Raw genomic sequence first — 19,224 nt, forward strand, 5'->3', positions numbered from 1 at the left:
GGTAAATTAGCAAGGCGTCATTGCGAGGAACGAAGCAAACTCTGCACATGCAAATCAGGGAGTAATAAGCCAAGTGGCTACCAATCCACCGGTTTTATGGTCACCAAAATATATTGGTAGCTGATTGTCCTAAGCAGGGGTTGCTTCGTTCCTCGCAATGACGATGTGAAGATAGAAAATTAACACAATTTATTCAGCCAACTGGACCTTTGCTTTCTTACTGGTATTTACCGGCTGCGGGATCTTTACATAGTAACCTGTACCGTCATAAACCCTTTTGCGGGGATGTTCTTTACAGGCAACGCTGCAACAGCCTTCCAGAGCTGTGCCGCACTCATCACATTGGGTAAAATGCTCATTACACTCAGGATTGGCGCAATTGATCATTTTTGGCGTTGTTTTACCACAGTTAAAGCAGGTGGAGATCACAACCGGATTCACGGTGTTTACATCAACAGAAAGGCGGTTATCAAACACATAACATTTACCTTCAAAATCTTCGCCGCCTGCTTCCTTGCCATATTTTATAATGCCGCCATGCAGCTGGTATACATCGGTAAAGCCTTCGTGCAATAACAAGGCTGATGCTTTTTCGCATTTGATACCGCCGGTGCAGTAGGTAACCACCTTTTTATCTTTGTATTGAGCCAGCTGATTGATCATTTCCGGAAAATCCCTGAAATTCTCAATGTCCAGCGTGAGGGCGTTTTTAAACTTGCCCAGGTTATGCTCATAGTTTGAGCGCACATCAAGTATTACCACATCTTCGGCATCCTTCATCGCCAAAAACTCCTTCGGCTCTAAATGTTTCCCGGTTTTTTGTTGTGGATTGATAATATTCGGGTCGCGCAGACCTGAATGCACAATTTCGGATTTATAGCGCACGTGCATTTTCACAAATGATGGCGTATCAACCTCATCAATTTTAAAATCGATCCCCACAAAACGCGGCTCTGCATGCAAAGTATCCATATAAATCTTACAGGATTCAGGCGAACCGGAAACGGTGCCGTTCAATCCCTCTTCCGCCACAATTATGCGACCGGCCAAATCCAGGCTTTTACAGAATTTTAAATGATCGGCAGCAAACTGCTCCGCATCGGCTATTGTTGAATAACAATAGTATAGTAGTGTGTTGTATTTTGCCATAACATTCATTGATACCGCTGCAAACGGTGTTAAATGAGGTGCAAAAGTACGAAAAGAAGGTGAAAGGTAAAAGGATAAAGGTGAAAGGTTTTTGGGAAGTCGGAAAGTCCGAAAGATGAATCTCGATTTAATAATTATAGGATTCTAAACACATCCTATTTAATCCCTAAATCTCCTTAATCCCGGTTCAGAAAATAAACAAATCCGAAATGGAAATTCCGAAATCCGAAATAATAGGATAATTTTGCACTCTCAAAAACTGACTCATTATGTATAACACATTACAACCGGTATTACAACAGGAACTAACCGATATTGAAAATGCCGGTTTATATAAAAGGGAACGGATAATAACATCGCCCCAGGGCGCCGATATTACTGTACAGGGTGGTAAAGAGGTCATAAATTTTTGCGCCAACAATTACCTGGGCTTATCAAACAACCCGAAAGTTATTGCGGCGGCAAAAACGGCTATGGATACTCATGGCTACGGACTATCGTCTGTTCGTTTTATTTGCGGCACCCAGGATATCCATAAAACACTTGAAAAAAAGATAGCTGAGTTTTTGGGAACTGAGGACACCATTTTATACGCTGCTGCTTTTGATGCCAACGGCGGTGTTTTTGAGCCCCTGTTTAATGAACAGGATGCTATTATTTCTGATGAATTAAACCATGCCTCCATTATTGATGGCGTACGTTTATGCAAGGCCCAGCGCCAGCGTTACAAACACGATGATATGGCCGACCTGGAAGAAAAGCTTAAAGCCAGTGCCGGTTGCCGTCATAGAATTATAGTTACCGATGGTGCTTTCAGCATGGATGGAACTATTGCACAGCTTGATAAAATTTGCGCATTAGCCGAACAATATAACGCTTTGGTAATGATTGACGAGAGCCATTGCTCGGGCTTTATGGGTAAAACAGGACGTGGTACACACGAGCATCACGGTGTGATGGGTAAGATAGATATTATTACAGGTACACTGGGTAAGGCTTTGGGTGGCGCTTCGGGAGGTTTTACAAGCGGACGTAAAGAAATTATTGATATGCTGCGCCAGCGTTCAAGGCCTTATTTATTTTCAAATACACTTGCACCATCAATTACAGGCGCATCAATAGCTGTGTTGGATATGCTGAGCGAAACTACTGACCTGCGCGATAAGCTGGAAAGCAACACCCAATACTTCCGCCAAAAAATGACCGAAGCAGGTTTTGATATTAAACCGGGTGTACACCCTATTGTGCCGGTTATGCTGTATGAAGCAAAGCTTGCACAGGAATTTGCTGCAAAAATGCTTGAGGAGGGTATTTATGTAATCGGTTTTTACTACCCTGTAGTTCCACAGGGGAAAGCACGCATCAGGGTGCAAATCTCGGCAGGACATAATCCGGAGCATTTGGATAAAGCTATTGCAGCATTTACCAAGGTTGGAAAAGAATTGGGTGTGATAAAATAACTTCGCTCTATACAACGACATGTCATTGCGAGCGATAGCGCGGCAACCGCGAACTTTACAGAGCAAATAGAACGGTAAAGAATTTGTATGTTGGTTGTGTACAGTTCGCGATTGCTTCGTACCTCGCAATGACAATTTGAAATTTTACCTTAAATTTGTAGTTCAATTTTTTATAATGCAAGCCCAAATAGATCAATATACCGCCGAGATAAACGCTTTTTCACCTGCTAATGCAGATGAACTGGAAACATTCCGGATAAAATTTTTAGGCACTAAGGGAATTATTAAGGACCTGTTTGAACAATTCAAAACTGTTGGTCCTGAAGAGAAACGCACATTTGGTAAAGTGCTTAACCAGTTTAAGCAGCTTGCTGAAGCAAAATACAATGAGTTACAGGAGAGTCTTAAATCCGAAATCGTAAATGCGAAATCCGAAATCGACCTAACTTTACCTGGCGATGGTTTTGCTGTGGGTTCACGCCATCCCCTATCGCTCATTCGTACCGAGATCATCGATATATTTAAACGTTTAGGCTTTGTTGTGGCTGAAGGGCCGGAGATTGAAGACGACTGGCATAACTTCTCCGCATTGAACTTCCCTGAGGAACATCCGGCAAGGGATATGCAGGACACCTTCTTTATCAAGAAAAATCATGGTAAGGATGATATTGCTTTGCGTACCCATACCTCATCGGTGCAGGTTAGGATGATGGAAAACGGCAAACCACCGTTCCGCGCTATTATGCCGGGCAGGGTTTACCGTAATGAGGCCATTTCAGCGCGTGCACACTGTTTTTTTCACCAGGTTGAGGGTTTATATATTGATAAAAATGTTTCGTTCTCCGATCTTAAACAAACCCTTTACCACTTTGTGCAGGAGCTTTATGGCGAAGGCACAAAAGTACGTTTCCGTCCGTCATATTTCCCATTCACCGAGCCATCGGCCGAGATGGATATCTCCTGCACCATTTGCGGAGGATCGGGCTGTAATATGTGCAAGTATACCGGTTGGGTAGAAATTTTAGGATGCGGCATGGTTGACCCTAACGTTTTGGAAAATTGCGGTATCGACAGTGCCAAATTTACCGGCTTCGCATTCGGCATGGGGATAGAAAGAATTGCCAACTTAAAATATGTTATACGTGATCTGCGTTTATTCTCTGAAAACGATGTTCGTTTTTTAAAGCAATTCCAGGCAGACATTATATAATATGAAGAAATTATTACTGTTATTGGTTGTCCCGTTAGCATTTTTATCATGCGGCAAACAGGGTGATGTTATACCAAGTGTCCCGGTAAATTTCCAGGCATCATTAACAGATCCGCGCTTAGCCCCATTAAACGCAAGCGGAGGGTATGTTGTAATAACCGGGTACGGAGTTGCAGGGCTTATTTTATACAGAACACCCGACAGAAGTTACGTTGCTTACGATCGCTGCAGCAGCTATCAGCCTGAAAAAAAATGTGCTGTAACTGTTGATGCATCGGGCTTTACAGCTACTGACCCATGCAGCGGATCGAAGTTTTCATTAACCGATGGTACCCCCGTAAAAGCACCTGCTACCAAATCCTTACGGTCATATATCGTAAATGTCAGTAATTTTGAGATATTTGTATCTAATTGATACATGGAAGCCGATAAAATAAAAGAAAGCATTAAGCGGGCAGCGCAGGAGTTGTTCCGGAAATTCGGTTATCATAAAACCAGTGTAAACGAAATTGCCAAGCGGGCTAAGATAGCCAAAGCTACTATTTACAAGTATTTTAACAGCAAGGAAGATGTTTTACACTCCCTGCTGATGGATTATATTAAGCTGAGCGTTGATGACCTGATCCACCATGATACCCCGGGCATGGATGAGGAAGCCCATTTAAATATCCTGATCATGAAAACCTGCCGGCTTAGCTACACCGTGTGTAATGAGTTTATAGGCTGGGATTTTATCCGCGAATCAACCAATTCGCAGGATTTTCTGAAGAACTTGTCGAACGAGCTGGAAGAAATGTTGGTAAGCGTTTTTTCGCAGCTAACCGAGCTGCGCAGGCAGGAAAATTACCTGCAACGCCTTCGTTTTTTAATCAAATGCAGCAAAAGCATTGTATTCAGCTTTGCCTTTACCTCAGTAAGCGATAGCGACGTACGTAAAAACTTTGTTTCATTTCAAAAAGAGATTCTGCCTTATTTGGTTAAGGCGGCGATTACTATTTAAGGAATTTCTGAATTCGGATTTTCGATTTCGGAAGTCCTGAAGCCCTTGTTGGTGTTGTCACCAACAAGCGAAAAGTGCTTGTGGTTAGACTATAAAGTTGACTTTCCAAATTCTGATTTAGCCCTAGTTGGCGTTGTCACCAACAGGCGGAAAGTGCTTGTGATTTGGATTATACATTTGCCAGATCATATTCAGCTTGCACTACAGCCAGCTATCGAAGACGGTTTGCAGTTAAAAGATAGATATCTATATTTGATTATAGCTTATCATTTTAAATTACCAAACCACGTCACTTAAACAATGGCAGATATTAACTTTGACCATCATCCCCATTTTTTCACTGCGACTATACTAGAATGGAAACATTTATTGAAAGAAGATGAGTTTAAGGATATTATCATCAATAGCTTGCTGTTTTTAAAGAAAGAAAAAAGTATTATAGTATATGGTTTTGTAATAATGCCAAACCATATCCACCTGATATGGCAAATACAGGATGGATTTAAACGAGAAAACATACAAATGCGCTTTCTTAAATTCACTGCACAACAAATGAAATTCAGGCTCATAGATACAAATGACTCCCGCTTATCAGATTTTCAGGTAAATACTAGTGACAGGCAATACCAATTTTGGGAACGAAATGCTTTGAGCGTTGAGCTTTGGAGTCCAAGGGTGTTTATGCAAAAACTGGAATATATCCACTACAATCCTTTACAGGACAAATGGAAATTGGTTTTGTACCCTGAAGATTATAGATACTCATCAGCCAGGTTTTATGAAACTGGTGTTGATGAATTTGGCTTGTTAACACACTATAATGGCTAAATCTTATCATCATCCTATGTATAATCACAATATCTTCTTTAAAGCATTCCACGGCTTAGTACATACCCAGGGCATCATCTGTTGTTGGTGACAACACCAACAACGGCGGAGAAGTTATAGAATAATCAAATCCGAAATCGAACATCCGAAATCCGAAATAAAATTTGCACAATCAAATAATTATCATTTACTTTGAACAACAAAGTACTTTTAAGTGAAAGAAAAAGAAATTCAAGATGAGCTGGCCTCCATCCGCAGCCTGATGGAGCGATCCTCAAAATTCATATCCCTCAGTGGCCTTTCGGGGATCTTGGCAGGTGTGTATGCGTTGATAGCTGCAGGTTTAGCCTACAGTATAGTTTACAGCGGAAGCTCAAGAATTTACACAACCTTAAATCTTCATACAGATCCGGTCCCGCTTTACAATTTAATAGCTATAGGTGCATTTACTTTATTACTATCAGTAGTTACCGGGGTGATATTAACAACCAAAAAGGCAAAACGAAAGGGCCAGTCGGTTTGGGGAAAAACAAGCCAGGCTTTATTATTTCACATGGCAACACCTTTGGTAACAGGCGGAGTGGTTATACTTATTTTTCTTTTCCGTGGTTATTATGGAATAGTTGGCCCATCATCACTCATCTTTTACGGCCTCTCATTAGTAAGTGCAAGCAACTTCACTTTCACGCTGGTTAAATACCTGGGTATTTGCGAAATAATTTTAGGGCTTATTGCCGCTTGCTTACCCGGGTATGGTTTGTTATTTTGGGCCATTGGTTTTGGTGTGCTGCATATTGTTTACGGCAGCATGATGTACTTTAAATACGACAGGTGAAAGTCCCTTTTGAAAAACTTGATAAAGCATTTGAGAACCGCCTGAGGTTACAGATCATGAGCGTGCTGATGGTGAATGACCGGTATGACTTTAACTCGCTTAAAGAACTGCTGGACACCACCGATGGTAACCTTGCATCGCACCTGAAAGCGCTGGAGAAGGAAGAATATATTGTGGTGCATAAGGCATTTTTAGGCCGCAAGCCAAACACAACCTATGAATCGACAGAAAAAGGAAAAAAAGCTTTCCGGATGCATTTGGATGCTTTGGAGCAATTAATAAAACAACAGAAAACTAAATAATTTTTTATCACTAAAACGAATGATCATGCAGAACAAAAATTCAGCCTTTTTGATACGTTTTGCCGCCATCAGCGGTAACATCCTGTTTATTTTATGGGTTACCTATAATGGGATCAATGAAGGGTTTAGGGGTACCCTGCCGGAAAAGATCTCATACATTGGGATGATGTGCCTTTTGATTTTAAACTCATATCTTATTGTGACCGGATCAAAGCAAAAACAAATTATTGAACAATAAAAAACTATTTTTTTATCCATTTACTTTGAAATACAAAGTACTTTAAAATAAACAATCATGACAGAACAAATTGAAGAAAAACGAGGCTTTATGCATTGGTTAAAGGAATCAGTAACCGTGAAGCTGGCCTTTATTGGGTTTCTTATCCTGGTGCTCCTGATCCCGTCATCACTGGTAGAGAACCTGATCAGGGAACGGGCAACGCGACAAGATGAAATGATGAAGGATGTATCAGATAAATGGTCTGCCAGTCAGTTGATCCGCGGACCAGTATTAACCATCCCTTATAAAAAGCATGTTAAATACATGGACGATTCGCAAAAAGAAGCAGAGAAAGATGTGATGGAGAATTTATACGTATTACCTGATAACCTGCATATTAAAGCGGAGCTAAAGACAGAGATCCTCCATCGCGGAATATTTGACGTAGTGGTTTACAACACCATTGTAAAGGTTTCAGGAAATTTTGCGCCGGCTGATCTGAACGCGCTTAATTTGTTACCTACCCAGTTGCTCCCTGAAAAGGCGCGCATCGCGTTTAGCATTTCTGATTTGAAAGGTTTAAAAACAAATCCTGTGATAAACGTAGCAGGCCAGGCATCACAGGCAGAGCCTATTTTTGACAGCCACTCCCCTTTTAGCAGTGGCTTGCAGGCCAATGTTAACTTAACAGCTAAAACAGGTGAGATCCCTTTTGATTTTACGCTCGATTTAAAAGGCAGCCAGGAATTGAGCTTTTTACATCTTGGAAAAACAACCGATGTTGAAGCAAAAGGAAACTGGAGCAGTCCAAGTTTTGACGGCCGTTATTTGCCTGATACCCGCGTGGTTGATAGCAGCGGGTTCTCGGCAAAATGGCGAATGCTCTACTATAACAGGCCCTACCCGCAGCAATGGGTTGGTAACGATACTTTATTAAGTGATGATAAAAAGGAGGCTGATGCATCATTTGGCGTAAAGCTGCGTTTACCGGTTGATCAGTATCAGAAAACTACGCGCACCAGCAAGTATGCTTTACTGATAATAATGCTGACGTTCATCTCGCTTTTTCTTACCGAGGTTATCCGCAAACAAAAGGTCCATGTATTTAATTACCTGCTGATAGGCGCCGCAATGATCATCTATTATTCGCTTTTGCTCTCATTTTCAGAGCAGATTGGTTTTAACCCGGCTTACCTGGTGGCATCGGTTGCAACGGTGGGACTTATCACCACGTTTATTGGCTCCCTGCTTAAAAACAGGAATGCGGCTCTGCTTTTTGGTTTTATTTTATCAGTGTTTTATGTTTTCATTTTTGTGATCATCCAGTTGGAAGATTTTGCACTGATTATTGGCAGCGTGGCCTTATTTATAATTGTGGGGATGCTGATGTATTTCTCGCGTAAGATCAATTGGGACAGGCAGTAATTCATCTCAACTCCGCGATCTCCGTGCCTTCTTAGTGTTCACTGTGGTTAATTTTTAACGCAGAGGCCGCAAAGGAGGCACAGAGAACACGGAAAATTAAGGGCCTCTAATATTGATGACAAACAAATTGATATACAACCTAAAAGTATGGATAGCCAGCGTAGTAGTTTCGCCGGGCATTTTACTTAATCATTAACCATTTTACTCGTGGGCAAGGTATCGTAAAAAAATTTTATTAAAAAACATAATACCAATTTGGTTTTTGGTATATAATTATCGTAATTTACAATACTAAAGCAATTAATATGAGTCGGGAGCTTCTTGAATTTTCAGACATGATTGATGCGCAATTTGACATTACACCCGTTGAGCCTGATGATTTTTGGCAAATGATAGTGAATATGTTTATTTGATTGCGCTCTTTTTCTCTTCCCTGTTGATAGTAGATTTACGGTCAACCATAATTTATTGTGCTTTAATTACGCTGGATGTTTATGCAGATCTGTCCTAAAGAAGTCTGTGAGGACACAGACTTCAGGGGGGGATTTTATCGCAGGGCGTTGCCCTGCGCTGATGGATTAGACCCTTTCCTTTGGTCTGGGAAGATTAACCCGGATATTTACGCAGACTTGTCCTAAAGAAGTCTGTGGGAACACAGACTTCGGGGGGGGATGTTTCTATCGCAGTGCGTTGCCGTGCGCTGATATGTTAGCCCCTTTCAGGGGCAGAAAATTCTTATTAAGCCCTGAAAGGGTGACATCCACCAGCGCAGGGCGAAGCCCTGCGATACAGATACAGTAAAGAAGTAGCTTCAACATTTACAACAACTCCAACCCTTACAACACTTACAACTTTTACAACCCTTTACAACCTCCAACAAAACCCCTACCTTTGCAGCCTGATGAATCAAGTTGCTAAAAAGAAGTTTTTTGAAGACGTTACCATTATTGACATTGCCGAAGAAGGTAAAGGTGTAGGCAAAGCTGATGACTTTGTGCTTTTTGTTGACAAAGCCGTACCAGGTGATATTGTTGACGTACAGGTTTATAAAAGTAAAAAGAGCTTTGGCGAAGGCAAAATAACCGAGTTAAAAAAGGCATCGGAGTACCGCACACAACCATTCTGTGAGCATTTTGGTACCTGCGGTGGCTGCAAATGGCAGCACATGACCTACGAGGCGCAGCTAAAATTTAAACAAAAATCGGTTGCGGATGCACTTACCCGGTTAGCTAAAATAGACGTTACCGGAATGGACGCCATTGTGCCCTCCCCTGCTGATAAATATTACCGCAACAAGCTGGAATACACTTTCAGCAACAAACGCTGGCTGTATGACGGCGAGAGCCGCGACAACGAAGAACTGAACATGAATGCGCTGGGCTTTCACATCCCCGGCAGGTTTGATAAGATCCTGGATGTAAACCATTGCTGGTTGCAAGCCGAACCATCCAACACACTACGCAACAGCATCCGCGAGTTTGTGATCCGCGAAGGTTATACTTTTTATAATCTGAAAGGTCATGAAGGCGCATTACGCAATTTGATCGTGCGTACCTCATCAACCGGCGAGGTTATGGTGATCGTGGTTTTTGCTTATGTGGATGAAGAGCAGGTAAATAAGCTAATGAGTTATATCGACAGCAATTTTCCGGAGATTACTTCGCTGCTGTACATCATCAATCAAAAAAAGAACGATACCATTTTTGACCAGGAAGTAGTTGCATTTAAAGGCCCGGAATATATCCACGAGGAGATGAACGGCATAAAATTCCGCATCGGGCCAAAATCATTTTATCAAACCAACTCGATCCAGGCATTAAAGCTTTATGAAATAACACGTGATTTTGCAGGGTTTACCGGTAATGAGTTAGTGTACGACCTTTATACCGGCGCCGGCACCATTGCCAACTTTATTGCAGGCAGTGTACGAGAAGTTGTAGGGGTTGAATATGTGCCATCGGCCATTGAGGATGCAAAGATTAATTCGGCTATCAATAATATCACCAATACTAAATTTTTTGCAGGCGATATGAAAGATGTGCTGGTGGCAGATTTTGTGGCTGAGCATGGCAAGCCGGATGTGATCATCACAGATCCGCCACGCGCAGGTATGCACCCTGATGTGGTTGCCCGCCTCATGGAAATTGAAGCACCAAAAATTGTTTACGTAAGCTGCAACGCCGCAACCCAAGCCCGCGATCTGCTGGTATTGAAGGAGAAATATGATACCGTAAAGATTCAGCCGGTTGATATGTTCCCGCATACACAGCATGTGGAGAATGTAGTGTTGCTTTTGTTGAGGTAGTTCATGGTTGATGGTTCATAGCCGTTAGTCCATAGACAATGGACCATGGAAGGAAAAATTTAACAGGTAAATTATTTAATCAAGAAATCCACGAATCATGTAAATCATGGTTCAGACAAATAATATGGAACCGGAAGAACTTTTAAACGAAAATAGAGATAACGGCGGGGAGCCAAAGAAAGAAAGTCCGCTGCTGAGTTTGGAGAAGGATTTGAAATTTTTTAATGAATCTATCCGCGAGGTTGCTGTAGAAATTATGGTGGAGGGGTTATCCAGCTACCCGATATTTATAGCGCACCAGCACGAGTTGGCTCTAGGCGAGCTGATCCTCGATCGCTTTGACCTGAACACCGAATGGAGCATTCACGCCTCAACACTTGAAGAGTTTGTGGAGAAAGGTGTGATAAAGGAGATCCTGAAAGAGCGCTTTATCAGCAGCTATAAAAACCCGCACGATTATATGTGTGTATTTGTGGTGGTGCCAGAGGGAGCAAATTTTGTATATGTGCCGTATTTGAAAGGATAAATTTATAGATTTGTTACGTGCGACATCTTCTACCCGGAAGAAGCAATATGGGTTTTTGTAATAAAAAGATCCTGCCATCGCACCAAATACAAGTTCAAAAGTAAACCATGTCAAACAAACACCTCCTTATATTAAACCAGCAGCAGATCCAGCAAAAGATCGACAGGATTGCTTACCAGATCCTGGAAGATAATTTTGATGAAGAAGAGATCCTGATTGCAGGCATTTTGCCCAGCGGCGATAAAATTGCCAAAAGAATAAAAAGTATTTTGGATGATATTGCTCCTTTTAAAAGCAAAATGATAGGCATTGAGCTTGATAAGCAAAGCACCAGCCTTAAAGCTACCATTGATTTTGATGTGCAGGATTGCAGCAACAAGGTGGTTATTTTGGTTGATGATGTATTGAACAGCGGCAAAACGCTGGCTTATGGCTTCGGTGTTTTCCGCGATGTACCGCTAAAAAAACTCCGCACCGCTGTACTGATAGACCGCAACCACAAAAAATTCCCAATGACCACCGACTTTGCCGGGATTGCCTTATCAACTGTTTTAAAAGAGTTTGTTGATGTTGTTTTGGATGAGGAAGGTGAAGAGGATGGGGTTTATTTGAGGTAAGAAACCTTACCAGACTTACGAAGTTTTGAAACTTCGTAAATCTGACCTGAGTGCTATTTTTTAACCGGATACTCCTGATTAAACTCATTAAAAGCAGCCACAATAGCATCCGCTTCCTGCTGCTTGAACGTGGTTTTTTTGGCTCTTGCTATCATCTTGGCCATAAGTCCTTTGCCCGATGATGTTGGTTCATTTCCGTAAGCGCCATCTTCGTATTTCTTCATTATATCCGGAGCATCTTTTAAATAATCTTTAATGCCGTCGTTTAGTATATCATGATATTTTCCGTCGTTATCTTTCCTTGCTAAAACTTTATAGCCAGCCAGCAACTCATGGGTTTTCCGTTTCTCATAATCTTCGTATGAACCAGTGAAAGTGTCCATATCGGGCGGATAAGAATAATAGCGATATGATGCAATTCTTCCGGCAGTCAGCCGTTCCAGCATATGGTCATTTGACCCTAAAATTCTAAAGTGAAGGTCAGAGCTTTCAACAAAATGTACTTTATCAAATTTACGGTCGCCAACCTGGTAATATTTAATGTCGCCCGTTTTATACTTTTTGGGCTTAACATCTCCATTGGGATTAGCTGCAACTGCTACAGAATCTTTTAAAAAGATATGCTGCTGATTGAGCCATGGTGAATTTGCATACAAAATAATTGTACCGCTTACCCGTGTGCCATCATTCTGTATAACGTAACCGGGCTGGTAAACATCCTGGGCTTTTAAAACAGAAAAGCTGCACAAAAGCAATAAACAAAAAGCAATAAAGTAAGATCTCTTCATGATAATAGTAAGGTTGTAATAAAATATAATGATGTGATTTGCGGGGTATGCAAAGATATACGGTTGTCTTTAAGATAATGTTACATTAATAAACAATTTGTCTGTCTATTATTTCAGCAATGTTTCCACTTTCTCAGCGGTCAAACTCAACCCATTGACAACTATAGTAGCCTGCTTATAAAAAGGTTCCCTCTCCGTTAATTTTTCATCGATAAAATCAATAAGCGCATCGCCGTGTTTATCATGCAGCAGGGGGCGGGTAACTTTTTCATGTTCAAGCCTGTCGGCAAGGGTTTTAGGGGATAGTTGGATATAGACTGATCTGCCGTGCGCATTTATCCATTGCATATTATCAAAAAAACAGGGCAAGCCTCCACCTGTGGAGATAACCGCATGTTCAGGATAATTAGTTTGCTTTAAAACTTCAGATTCCAGCTTGCGAAAGGCATTTTCTCCATGGGTGCCGAAATATTCGGCTATGGTGATGCCGGCCTGTGTTTCAAGGACGTGGTCAAGATCCATAAACTCATAGCCCAGCCTGGCTGCCAGCTTACGCCCCAGAGTAGTTTTGCCGCAGCCCATAAAGCCAATGAGGAATATCAGGCCTAAACCTTTTGTAGCTGAACTATTATCTTCTAAACTATTCATTAATATTATCTTTTCTGCCATAGACCATCATCTATCGACTTCCTGCCATGAACCATCAACTATGAACCATGAACTACGAAAGCTTCACCCTCGGATCAACCCAAACATAAACCATATCAACCACAATATTTATCACCACAAAAATAAAGGCAATAAATAATATAGAGCCCATCACCACAGGGAAATCCGACATTTCAAGGGCATCAACTGTGGTTTTGCCGAGGCCATTATAGCCAAACACATATTCTACAAAGAAAGAGCCTGCCAGCAACGACGCAAACCAGTTGGCTATTGCTGTAATAACCGGGTTTAGGGCGTTTTTTAAGGCATGGCGATATATTATGGCATTATTGCTTAATCCCTTTGCTTTTGCGGTACGGATGTAGTCCTGCCCCAAAACATCAAGCATAGCATTGCGGGTAAGCTGCACAATAATAGCCAGCGGGCGCAGGCCCAGGGTAACCATAGGCAATATCAAATTTTTCCAGGTAATTACTTCACCCTTAAACGGATCATAGCTGTATAAACTGCCCGACATATTCAAGCCGGTATACTTGCTCAGCTCAAAGCCAAATACCCAGGCGATGATGATCCCCGCAAAGAACGAAGGAGCGGAAACGCCTAATGTTGAAAAGCCAATGGCCAGCTTATCAATCCAGGTATTTTGATTTACAGCGCTTATCACCCCTAAAAAAACACCGATGATGATAGCGAAGATCATAGCGGTTGTAGCCAGCACCAGTGTGTTAGGAATCACCTCCAGCAGCAATACGGCAACTTCTTTATGCGTTTGATAGGAACGGCGCAGATATGGCCATTTTAGGGCGACTACCTTATCACCCGATACACTAAACAGTTTTGCATAATGATACCGCCGCTGCTCTTCTTTATTATTCAAATGAATGCCTATTGGCGAAAGATCATTCAAGTAATAAGCAAACTGCATAGGCACAGGCTTATCCAGCCCAAACTCCTTGCGGATGGCTTGTAATGATTGTACGTCGGCGCGCTGGCCTTGGGTCATCCGGGCGGGGTCTACAGGTAAAATATTGAACAGGAAAAACACTACCACCACAATGCCGAGCATTACAGCAAGTCCGTAAAATAGTTTTCGGATGAGGTAGCTGATCATCTGTTTTATTCCTGAAAATATTTTTTCACCAGGTCGTCATATTTTGGCATTGAATGGTAATGCCATTTGTTTACAACCGTTCCGTTCTTCAGTAACAGGATCCCTGGGTTAGCACGTACCATGGTTTTTAACGGCACCCCATCGGCATAAAAGATCTCGAACATTAAATGGTGTTGCTTGCTATAGGCCTCGGTAAACTGGTGCGAGTTTGAGGTAAGCATTACCGTGCGGGTGTTAAAGTTTTGCGCAAGATTTACCGCCATCGCATTTAAGCGGCCAATGGCTTCATCATCAGTTTTATTCAAGTCGTAAGCTACAATAACCAGGTTGTTATAGGGGTTTGATAACAGCTCTTTGGTGTAATCATTTCCCTGCGCATCCTGGATGGCAAGATCACGGATCTTGGGCGTAAAACCCTTTTTCACCAATTTACTTTCCGGCTGACCAACAACCTCCCAGTTATTGTCTTTCCAAATATTGGTTTTCAAATAATCAGTATTGGTCATTACCTTTTTTTCGCCCGTCTTTTTATTTTTCAGGTTATAGGTAAGCTCATACTCATCGGGTTTTGCACCCGGTGGGGTTACCATTTCAGCAGGAATGTTTGCGCCAATTTTATAGGGCAGAAAATCAATTACCGGCGAAAAGTTATAAGTATACAAACCAAAGCCTATTGATATTACTGTAATTGCTATTAATAAGTTATCGCCTGTTTTAGGGGTAAATAAAGGCTGGATATTTTTCCGATTACTAAACAGTACGATTATCAATAACAATAAAACCAAATCTTTACTAAATGATTGCCACGGGGTTAAGGGGATAGCATCGCCAAAGCAGCCGCAAGTTTGCACTACCTCGAAGTAAGCCGAATAAAAGGTTAAAAAGGCAAAGAAAATGATCAGCAGCAGCAAGCCCCAGGCAACGGATTTGGCGCGTACGCCAATCAGCAACGCAAAACCTAAAATAATTTCGAGCGAGCACAGGATTATTGACAAGCTAAGCGTCAGGCTGTTTAAAAAAGTGATATGGAAAACCTCGAAATATTCTTCCAGCTTGTAAGAAAAGCCAAGCGGGTCATTAATTTTTATTAGTCCCGAAAATATAAAAAGCAGGCCAACCAGGATGCGGGCTACCCATACTAATGGTGATGTAGATTTGTTGTCTTTCATTTGTTATAAATGTTGTAAAAGTTGTAGTTGTTGAAAAGGTTAACCAATTTTAACCCTTCATAACTTTTACAACGTTTTCAACTTTTGGAATGGCTAAAGATACATTTTTTCATAAAAAGGTAACGGTAAATGCAGGGGGTAAACTTATTGATTTAAGCAAGCCAAAAGTAATGGGGATTATTAACCTTACTCCCGATTCTTTTTACGCCGGGAGCCGGAGACCGGGGACTGACGCGGCCCTGCTGCAAGCTGAAAAAATGCTGACCGAGGGCGCCGACTTTTTGGATCTTGGCGCTTATTCCTCACGCCCGGGAGCTGATGATATTTCTGTACAGGAAGAAACCGACCGCCTGCTGCCCGTTGTTGAAGCCATTGTAAACCGGTATCCGGATGCTGTTTTATCGATAGATACCTTTCGCGCACAGGTTGCCGAGGCTGCCGTTGAAGCCGGAGCGCACATTATAAACGATATCAGCGGTGGGCAACTGGATGCGGATATGTTTGCAACGGTGGCTCGTTTACAGGTACCCTATATTTTGATGCACATGAAAGGCAACCCTAAAACCATGAACCAACTGGCTGTTTATGACGATGTATTTGCCGAGGTGTATGATTATTTTGCTGAGAAATACTATCAGTTAAAACAACTTGGGGTGCACGATGTAATTATTGACCCGGGGTTTGGCTTTGCAAAAAAGCCGGAGCACGGCTATGCGTTGATGAAACGGTTACAGGATTTTAACATGCTTGGTTTACCCGTATTGGTTGGCATCTCCCGCAAAAAAATGATCTATAGTGAACTGGGGATTGATGCATCCGATGCTTTAAATGGCACAACTGCATTAAACACCATTTCTTTAACAAAAGGCGCAAATATATTACGGGTTCATGATGTTAAGGAAGCAGTTGAGGCGGTGAAGATTTTGGAGATGTGCCAATAAACTATAAAGATGGAGATCCTCATAGCTACTATAATCGATATTGAAGAACTTACCAAAGTAGAGATTGAAAGCAAGCTGGAATCATTTGATAATAATGAAACAGTTGCTATTGATTACGATACCCGCCTTTACCGGTGGAACACTTATTTTAACAGGCAATCTCCTGCAAGTGCAAAACCTGAAAGAATAGTGTTTAAAGCTGTAATTGATGATGATATAATTGGCTACATAGCCGGTCATCTTACCAGCAGGTATGAAAAAGATGCCGAGATCGAGTCGTTTTATGTACTTAAACAGCAACAGCGTAAAGGAACCGGAAGCAAATTGCTCGAAAGTTTTTCAAACTGGCTTATTACTCAAAATGCCAAAAGCGTTTGCGTCGGCATTGCGGCTGATAACCCCTACCAGCAGTTTTATCTAAAACATGGCGGCCAGTATTTGAATCAGCACTGGATCTGTTGGGATGACGTTAATGCCCTGCGCAATAAAATTTCAGTGTGAATTCCATTACTTTTTCCTTATATAAGTAAAATCATAAGATGGCGTAAAGGTTTTGCCGTCATCGGTTGATGTTTCGAAGTATTGCCGCACGGTATCTTTATCAATATTATAAAACCTGAAATTACCTTTTACTTTATCCCCCTTGGGGTTTGTAGATTCAGAGGTAAAACTCATGGCGCCGTTTTTATATTCGCCGTTATAAAAGCGTTGCCTGTCTGCAGGACCTCCTGATCCCAGCCAATCCTGTTCCCATTTGCCTGCGGTTGGGTCATAATAATTAAAGCTTTTACCGGAGTTTGAGCCTGTGGAGGTCCAGTTTTCTAATATGGCACAACTGCCGGCTATGCTTTGTACGCTGCTATAGCCAACCTGGTAGTTGGTGCCGGTTTTGTAAACAGTCCACTCTCCAATCCAAAAATCAAAGTCGTGTGTACGTGGTTCGGCAGTGCAGGGGTACACCGCTTCATAAACCCGTTTTTTAATATCGTTATAGTTTGCTGCGAGCCTTACGTTCTTAAAATCGGCAACAGTATCAATATCAGGCAGTAAATTATACCCGGTAGCTGCAGCTTGAACAAGCCGGTCGGCGGCATCGGCAGTTTTATTTTGGAGCGAATAAATGCGGGCCATTCGGATCGAAGCAGAACCCCTTACAGGTGGTGAAGGCTTATTGGCAAGTACTGTTTGGTAGTTTTTTAATGCCTCGTTATACAAACCAAGGTTTTGGTTACAATAGCCCAGGCGGTTCCAGCCAATGCAGTTCGCTGAAGTATCTTTCAGATAACTTTCATACAGTGGCTTTGCAGCCTTCCAGTTTTTTAAGGCGAATAATGAATCTGCCGTTTGCAGCATACCAGCCGCTTTGTTTTGTGCATTGCTGTTTGAACAAATAAAAAGCAGCAAGAAGCAAAGGAAGATGAGGGCAGAAAATCTATGTGGTTTTTTCATTGTGCCGGCAGGGGATTGGGTTCAATCAAATATAGCCGGCACAATGCTTTTATTTATCACCCTAAAAGGGGCATTTTCGGGGTGCCGGTAACCGGCTATTTTTTTTGCCTTACATAAAGTGAAGTTACCCCATCCGGATAAGTATTTCCAATGGTCAGCGAGTCTGCTTTAAGTACTATGAAATTCGGGTCCCCATTTCCGTTAAAATACATGGCATCATATTTTACTCCGCCCCAATCAACGCCCTTTTTAACTACTTTAAAGCTGCCCTGGTTATCTTGTTTAAAATCGGTAAATCTTTTAAAGGTGCTGTCCGCATTTAGCTGGATCAGCTTACCGTTACCGGCGGGAAAGTCCTTTGAAACCCCTGCAATAGTTCCCGAATAATGCCTTAGCTCCCAGGTGCCAACCAAACCCGATTCGCCCGATGGCCCAAGGTCACCTTTTTTACAGCCGGCAATAGCTGCCGAAACACAAATGATAAATAAAAATACTTTCATAACGGTTTATTTACAGCCAATACGGGGAGATAACAAACAACGCTACAGGAAGTTATAAATATTACAATCAAAACCATCACATTTTAAATGATTTGGATACGGGATAAAAAATGATTTTATTTACGGGAAGCAACAGATATTATACACAAACATTATGAAAAAGAAAAATCCAATCATTTCCGCTTGCTTTTTTGGGGCTTTTGTAGCGATGCTTTTTATAATTAAATATGGTTTATTAATTGGGTTAACGGCTATGATTGCTGCAGGATTACTTTTTTGGGCCGGCATCTACTTTTTTGTAAACTCCAAAGTTGTAAAAGAACAAACGCAAATTGATGGGGATGATTCAATAATACTTGCAGGCCCGGCAAATCATTTTTTAAATAACGAAGGCGTTGGCGGTAAACTGTATTTGCTTAATGATAAAATTCATTTTAAGTCTCACAGATTTAATGCTCAAAATCATGAATTTAAAATTGATTTAAACATGATTAAGGAAGTAAAGCTTTATAATGTATTGGGTATTATCCCTAATGGCATGGAGATACAAACCACAACCGGTAGCACAGAAAAATTTGTTGTTAACAACAGGGATAAGTGGAAAATGGCTATTGCGAGGATAAAGGGAGAGTAGAAATAGATTCGACAATTATATAAATATAAGGGGGCTCCTGTGGAGCCCGCGGATAGAGCTTAGGTTTTCTATAAACAGGATACTCC

Annotated in this window: 22 protein-coding genes; 15 read left to right on the plus strand and 7 right to left on the minus strand. The window is 41.6% G+C overall.

The window, feature by feature from the left end:
• Positions 1–189: 189 nt before the first annotated feature.
• Positions 190–1,149: an oxygen-dependent tRNA uridine(34) hydroxylase TrhO gene (locus tag BUE31_RS16575; protein ID WP_073404992.1), complete on the minus strand. Its 960-nt coding sequence runs from the start codon at positions 1,147–1,149 to the stop codon at positions 190–192.
• 269 nt (positions 1,150–1,418) lie between these two features.
• On the opposite strand from BUE31_RS16575, the gene kbl reads away from it, so the two are divergent.
• The 12 genes from kbl (at position 1,419) to BUE31_RS16635 (ending at position 11,877) form a co-directional block, all read left to right on the plus strand.
• Positions 1,419–2,609 carry a glycine C-acetyltransferase gene (gene kbl, locus BUE31_RS16580; RefSeq protein WP_073404902.1) on the plus strand — a complete coding sequence of 397 codons (1,191 nt, stop codon included), beginning with the start codon at positions 1,419–1,421 and terminating at the stop codon, positions 2,607–2,609.
• Between the two features lie 175 nt (positions 2,610–2,784).
• A complete protein-coding gene (gene pheS / locus BUE31_RS16585; RefSeq protein ID WP_200801935.1) occupies positions 2,785–3,819 on the plus strand; it encodes a phenylalanine--tRNA ligase subunit alpha in 1,035 nt (344 codons plus the stop codon).
• Between the two features lies 1 nt (position 3,820).
• Positions 3,821–4,234 carry a Rieske (2Fe-2S) protein gene (locus tag BUE31_RS16590; protein WP_073404903.1) on the plus strand — a complete coding sequence of 138 codons (414 nt, stop codon included), beginning with the start codon at positions 3,821–3,823 and terminating at the stop codon, positions 4,232–4,234.
• 3 nt (positions 4,235–4,237) lie between these two features.
• Positions 4,238–4,819, plus strand: a complete 582-nt coding sequence (locus BUE31_RS16595) for a TetR/AcrR family transcriptional regulator (protein ID WP_073404904.1) — start codon at positions 4,238–4,240, stop codon at positions 4,817–4,819.
• Between the two features lie 300 nt (positions 4,820–5,119).
• Positions 5,120–5,647 (plus strand): transposase, encoded by a 528-nt coding sequence (locus BUE31_RS16600; RefSeq protein WP_073404905.1) that lies wholly within the window; start codon positions 5,120–5,122, stop codon positions 5,645–5,647.
• Positions 5,648–5,861: 214 nt separating this feature from the next.
• Positions 5,862–6,482: a hypothetical protein gene (locus tag BUE31_RS16605; protein ID WP_073404906.1), complete on the plus strand. Its 621-nt coding sequence runs from the start codon at positions 5,862–5,864 to the stop codon at positions 6,480–6,482.
• Positions 6,479–6,784, plus strand: a complete 306-nt coding sequence (locus BUE31_RS16610) for a winged helix-turn-helix domain-containing protein (protein ID WP_073404907.1) — start codon at positions 6,479–6,481, stop codon at positions 6,782–6,784. The genes BUE31_RS16605 and BUE31_RS16610 overlap by 4 nt, the downstream gene beginning before the upstream one ends.
• 25 nt (positions 6,785–6,809) lie before the next feature.
• Positions 6,810–7,022, plus strand: coding sequence for a hypothetical protein (locus tag BUE31_RS16615; protein WP_073404908.1), 213 nt, complete (start codon positions 6,810–6,812; stop codon positions 7,020–7,022).
• A 57-nt stretch (positions 7,023–7,079) separates the two neighbouring features.
• On the plus strand, positions 7,080–8,429 hold the full coding sequence (gene creD / locus BUE31_RS16620; RefSeq protein WP_073404909.1) for a cell envelope integrity protein CreD: 1,350 nt from the start codon (positions 7,080–7,082) through the stop codon (positions 8,427–8,429).
• Between the two features lie 901 nt (positions 8,430–9,330).
• Entirely contained in the window at positions 9,331–10,734 is a 1,404-nt protein-coding gene (rlmD, locus tag BUE31_RS16625) for a 23S rRNA (uracil(1939)-C(5))-methyltransferase RlmD (protein ID WP_073404910.1), read from the plus strand.
• A gap of 124 nt (positions 10,735–10,858) precedes the next feature.
• Positions 10,859–11,260, plus strand: a complete 402-nt coding sequence (locus BUE31_RS16630) for a hypothetical protein (RefSeq protein ID WP_073404994.1) — start codon at positions 10,859–10,861, stop codon at positions 11,258–11,260.
• A gap of 107 nt (positions 11,261–11,367) precedes the next feature.
• A complete protein-coding gene (locus BUE31_RS16635; protein WP_073404911.1) occupies positions 11,368–11,877 on the plus strand; it encodes a phosphoribosyltransferase family protein in 510 nt (169 codons plus the stop codon).
• A gap of 53 nt (positions 11,878–11,930) precedes the next feature.
• Here the strand turns inward: BUE31_RS16635 and BUE31_RS16640 are convergent, their stop codons facing one another.
• The 4 genes from BUE31_RS16640 to BUE31_RS16655 form a co-directional block, all read right to left on the minus strand.
• A complete protein-coding gene (locus BUE31_RS16640; protein ID WP_073404912.1) occupies positions 11,931–12,665 on the minus strand; it encodes a hypothetical protein in 735 nt (244 codons plus the stop codon).
• Positions 12,666–12,773: 108 nt separating this feature from the next.
• A complete protein-coding gene (locus BUE31_RS16645) occupies positions 12,774–13,334 on the minus strand; it encodes a shikimate kinase (protein ID WP_234997845.1) in 561 nt (186 codons plus the stop codon).
• Between the two features lie 52 nt (positions 13,335–13,386).
• Positions 13,387–14,445 (minus strand): ABC transporter permease, encoded by a 1,059-nt coding sequence (locus BUE31_RS16650; RefSeq protein WP_073404913.1) that lies wholly within the window; start codon positions 14,443–14,445, stop codon positions 13,387–13,389.
• Positions 14,446–14,450: 5 nt separating this feature from the next.
• On the minus strand, positions 14,451–15,614 hold the full coding sequence (locus BUE31_RS16655; protein WP_073404914.1) for a BT_3928 family protein: 1,164 nt from the start codon (positions 15,612–15,614) through the stop codon (positions 14,451–14,453).
• 89 nt (positions 15,615–15,703) lie between these two features.
• Between BUE31_RS16655 and folP the strand changes: the two genes are divergently transcribed.
• Positions 15,704–16,555: a dihydropteroate synthase gene (gene folP / locus BUE31_RS16660; protein WP_073404915.1), complete on the plus strand. Its 852-nt coding sequence runs from the start codon at positions 15,704–15,706 to the stop codon at positions 16,553–16,555.
• 9 nt (positions 16,556–16,564) lie between these two features.
• Entirely contained in the window at positions 16,565–17,056 is a 492-nt protein-coding gene (locus tag BUE31_RS16665; protein WP_073404916.1) for a GNAT family N-acetyltransferase, read from the plus strand.
• A gap of 6 nt (positions 17,057–17,062) precedes the next feature.
• On the opposite strand, the gene BUE31_RS16670 is transcribed toward BUE31_RS16665, so the two are convergent.
• Positions 17,063–18,004 carry a tetratricopeptide repeat protein gene (locus BUE31_RS16670; protein ID WP_083620020.1) on the minus strand — a complete coding sequence of 314 codons (942 nt, stop codon included), beginning with the start codon at positions 18,002–18,004 and terminating at the stop codon, positions 17,063–17,065.
• Between the two features lie 95 nt (positions 18,005–18,099).
• Positions 18,100–18,504 (minus strand): hypothetical protein, encoded by a 405-nt coding sequence (locus BUE31_RS16675; RefSeq protein WP_073404918.1) that lies wholly within the window; start codon positions 18,502–18,504, stop codon positions 18,100–18,102.
• Between the two features lie 154 nt (positions 18,505–18,658).
• Between BUE31_RS16675 and BUE31_RS16680 the strand changes: the two genes are divergently transcribed.
• On the plus strand, positions 18,659–19,138 hold the full coding sequence (locus tag BUE31_RS16680; RefSeq protein WP_143167148.1) for a hypothetical protein: 480 nt from the start codon (positions 18,659–18,661) through the stop codon (positions 19,136–19,138).
• Positions 19,139–19,224: the final 86 nt, after the last annotated feature.

It is taken from the genome of Mucilaginibacter sp. OK098 (assembly GCF_900142915.1).
In the GTDB taxonomy this organism is placed as follows: Bacteria; Bacteroidota; Bacteroidia; order Sphingobacteriales; family Sphingobacteriaceae; genus Mucilaginibacter.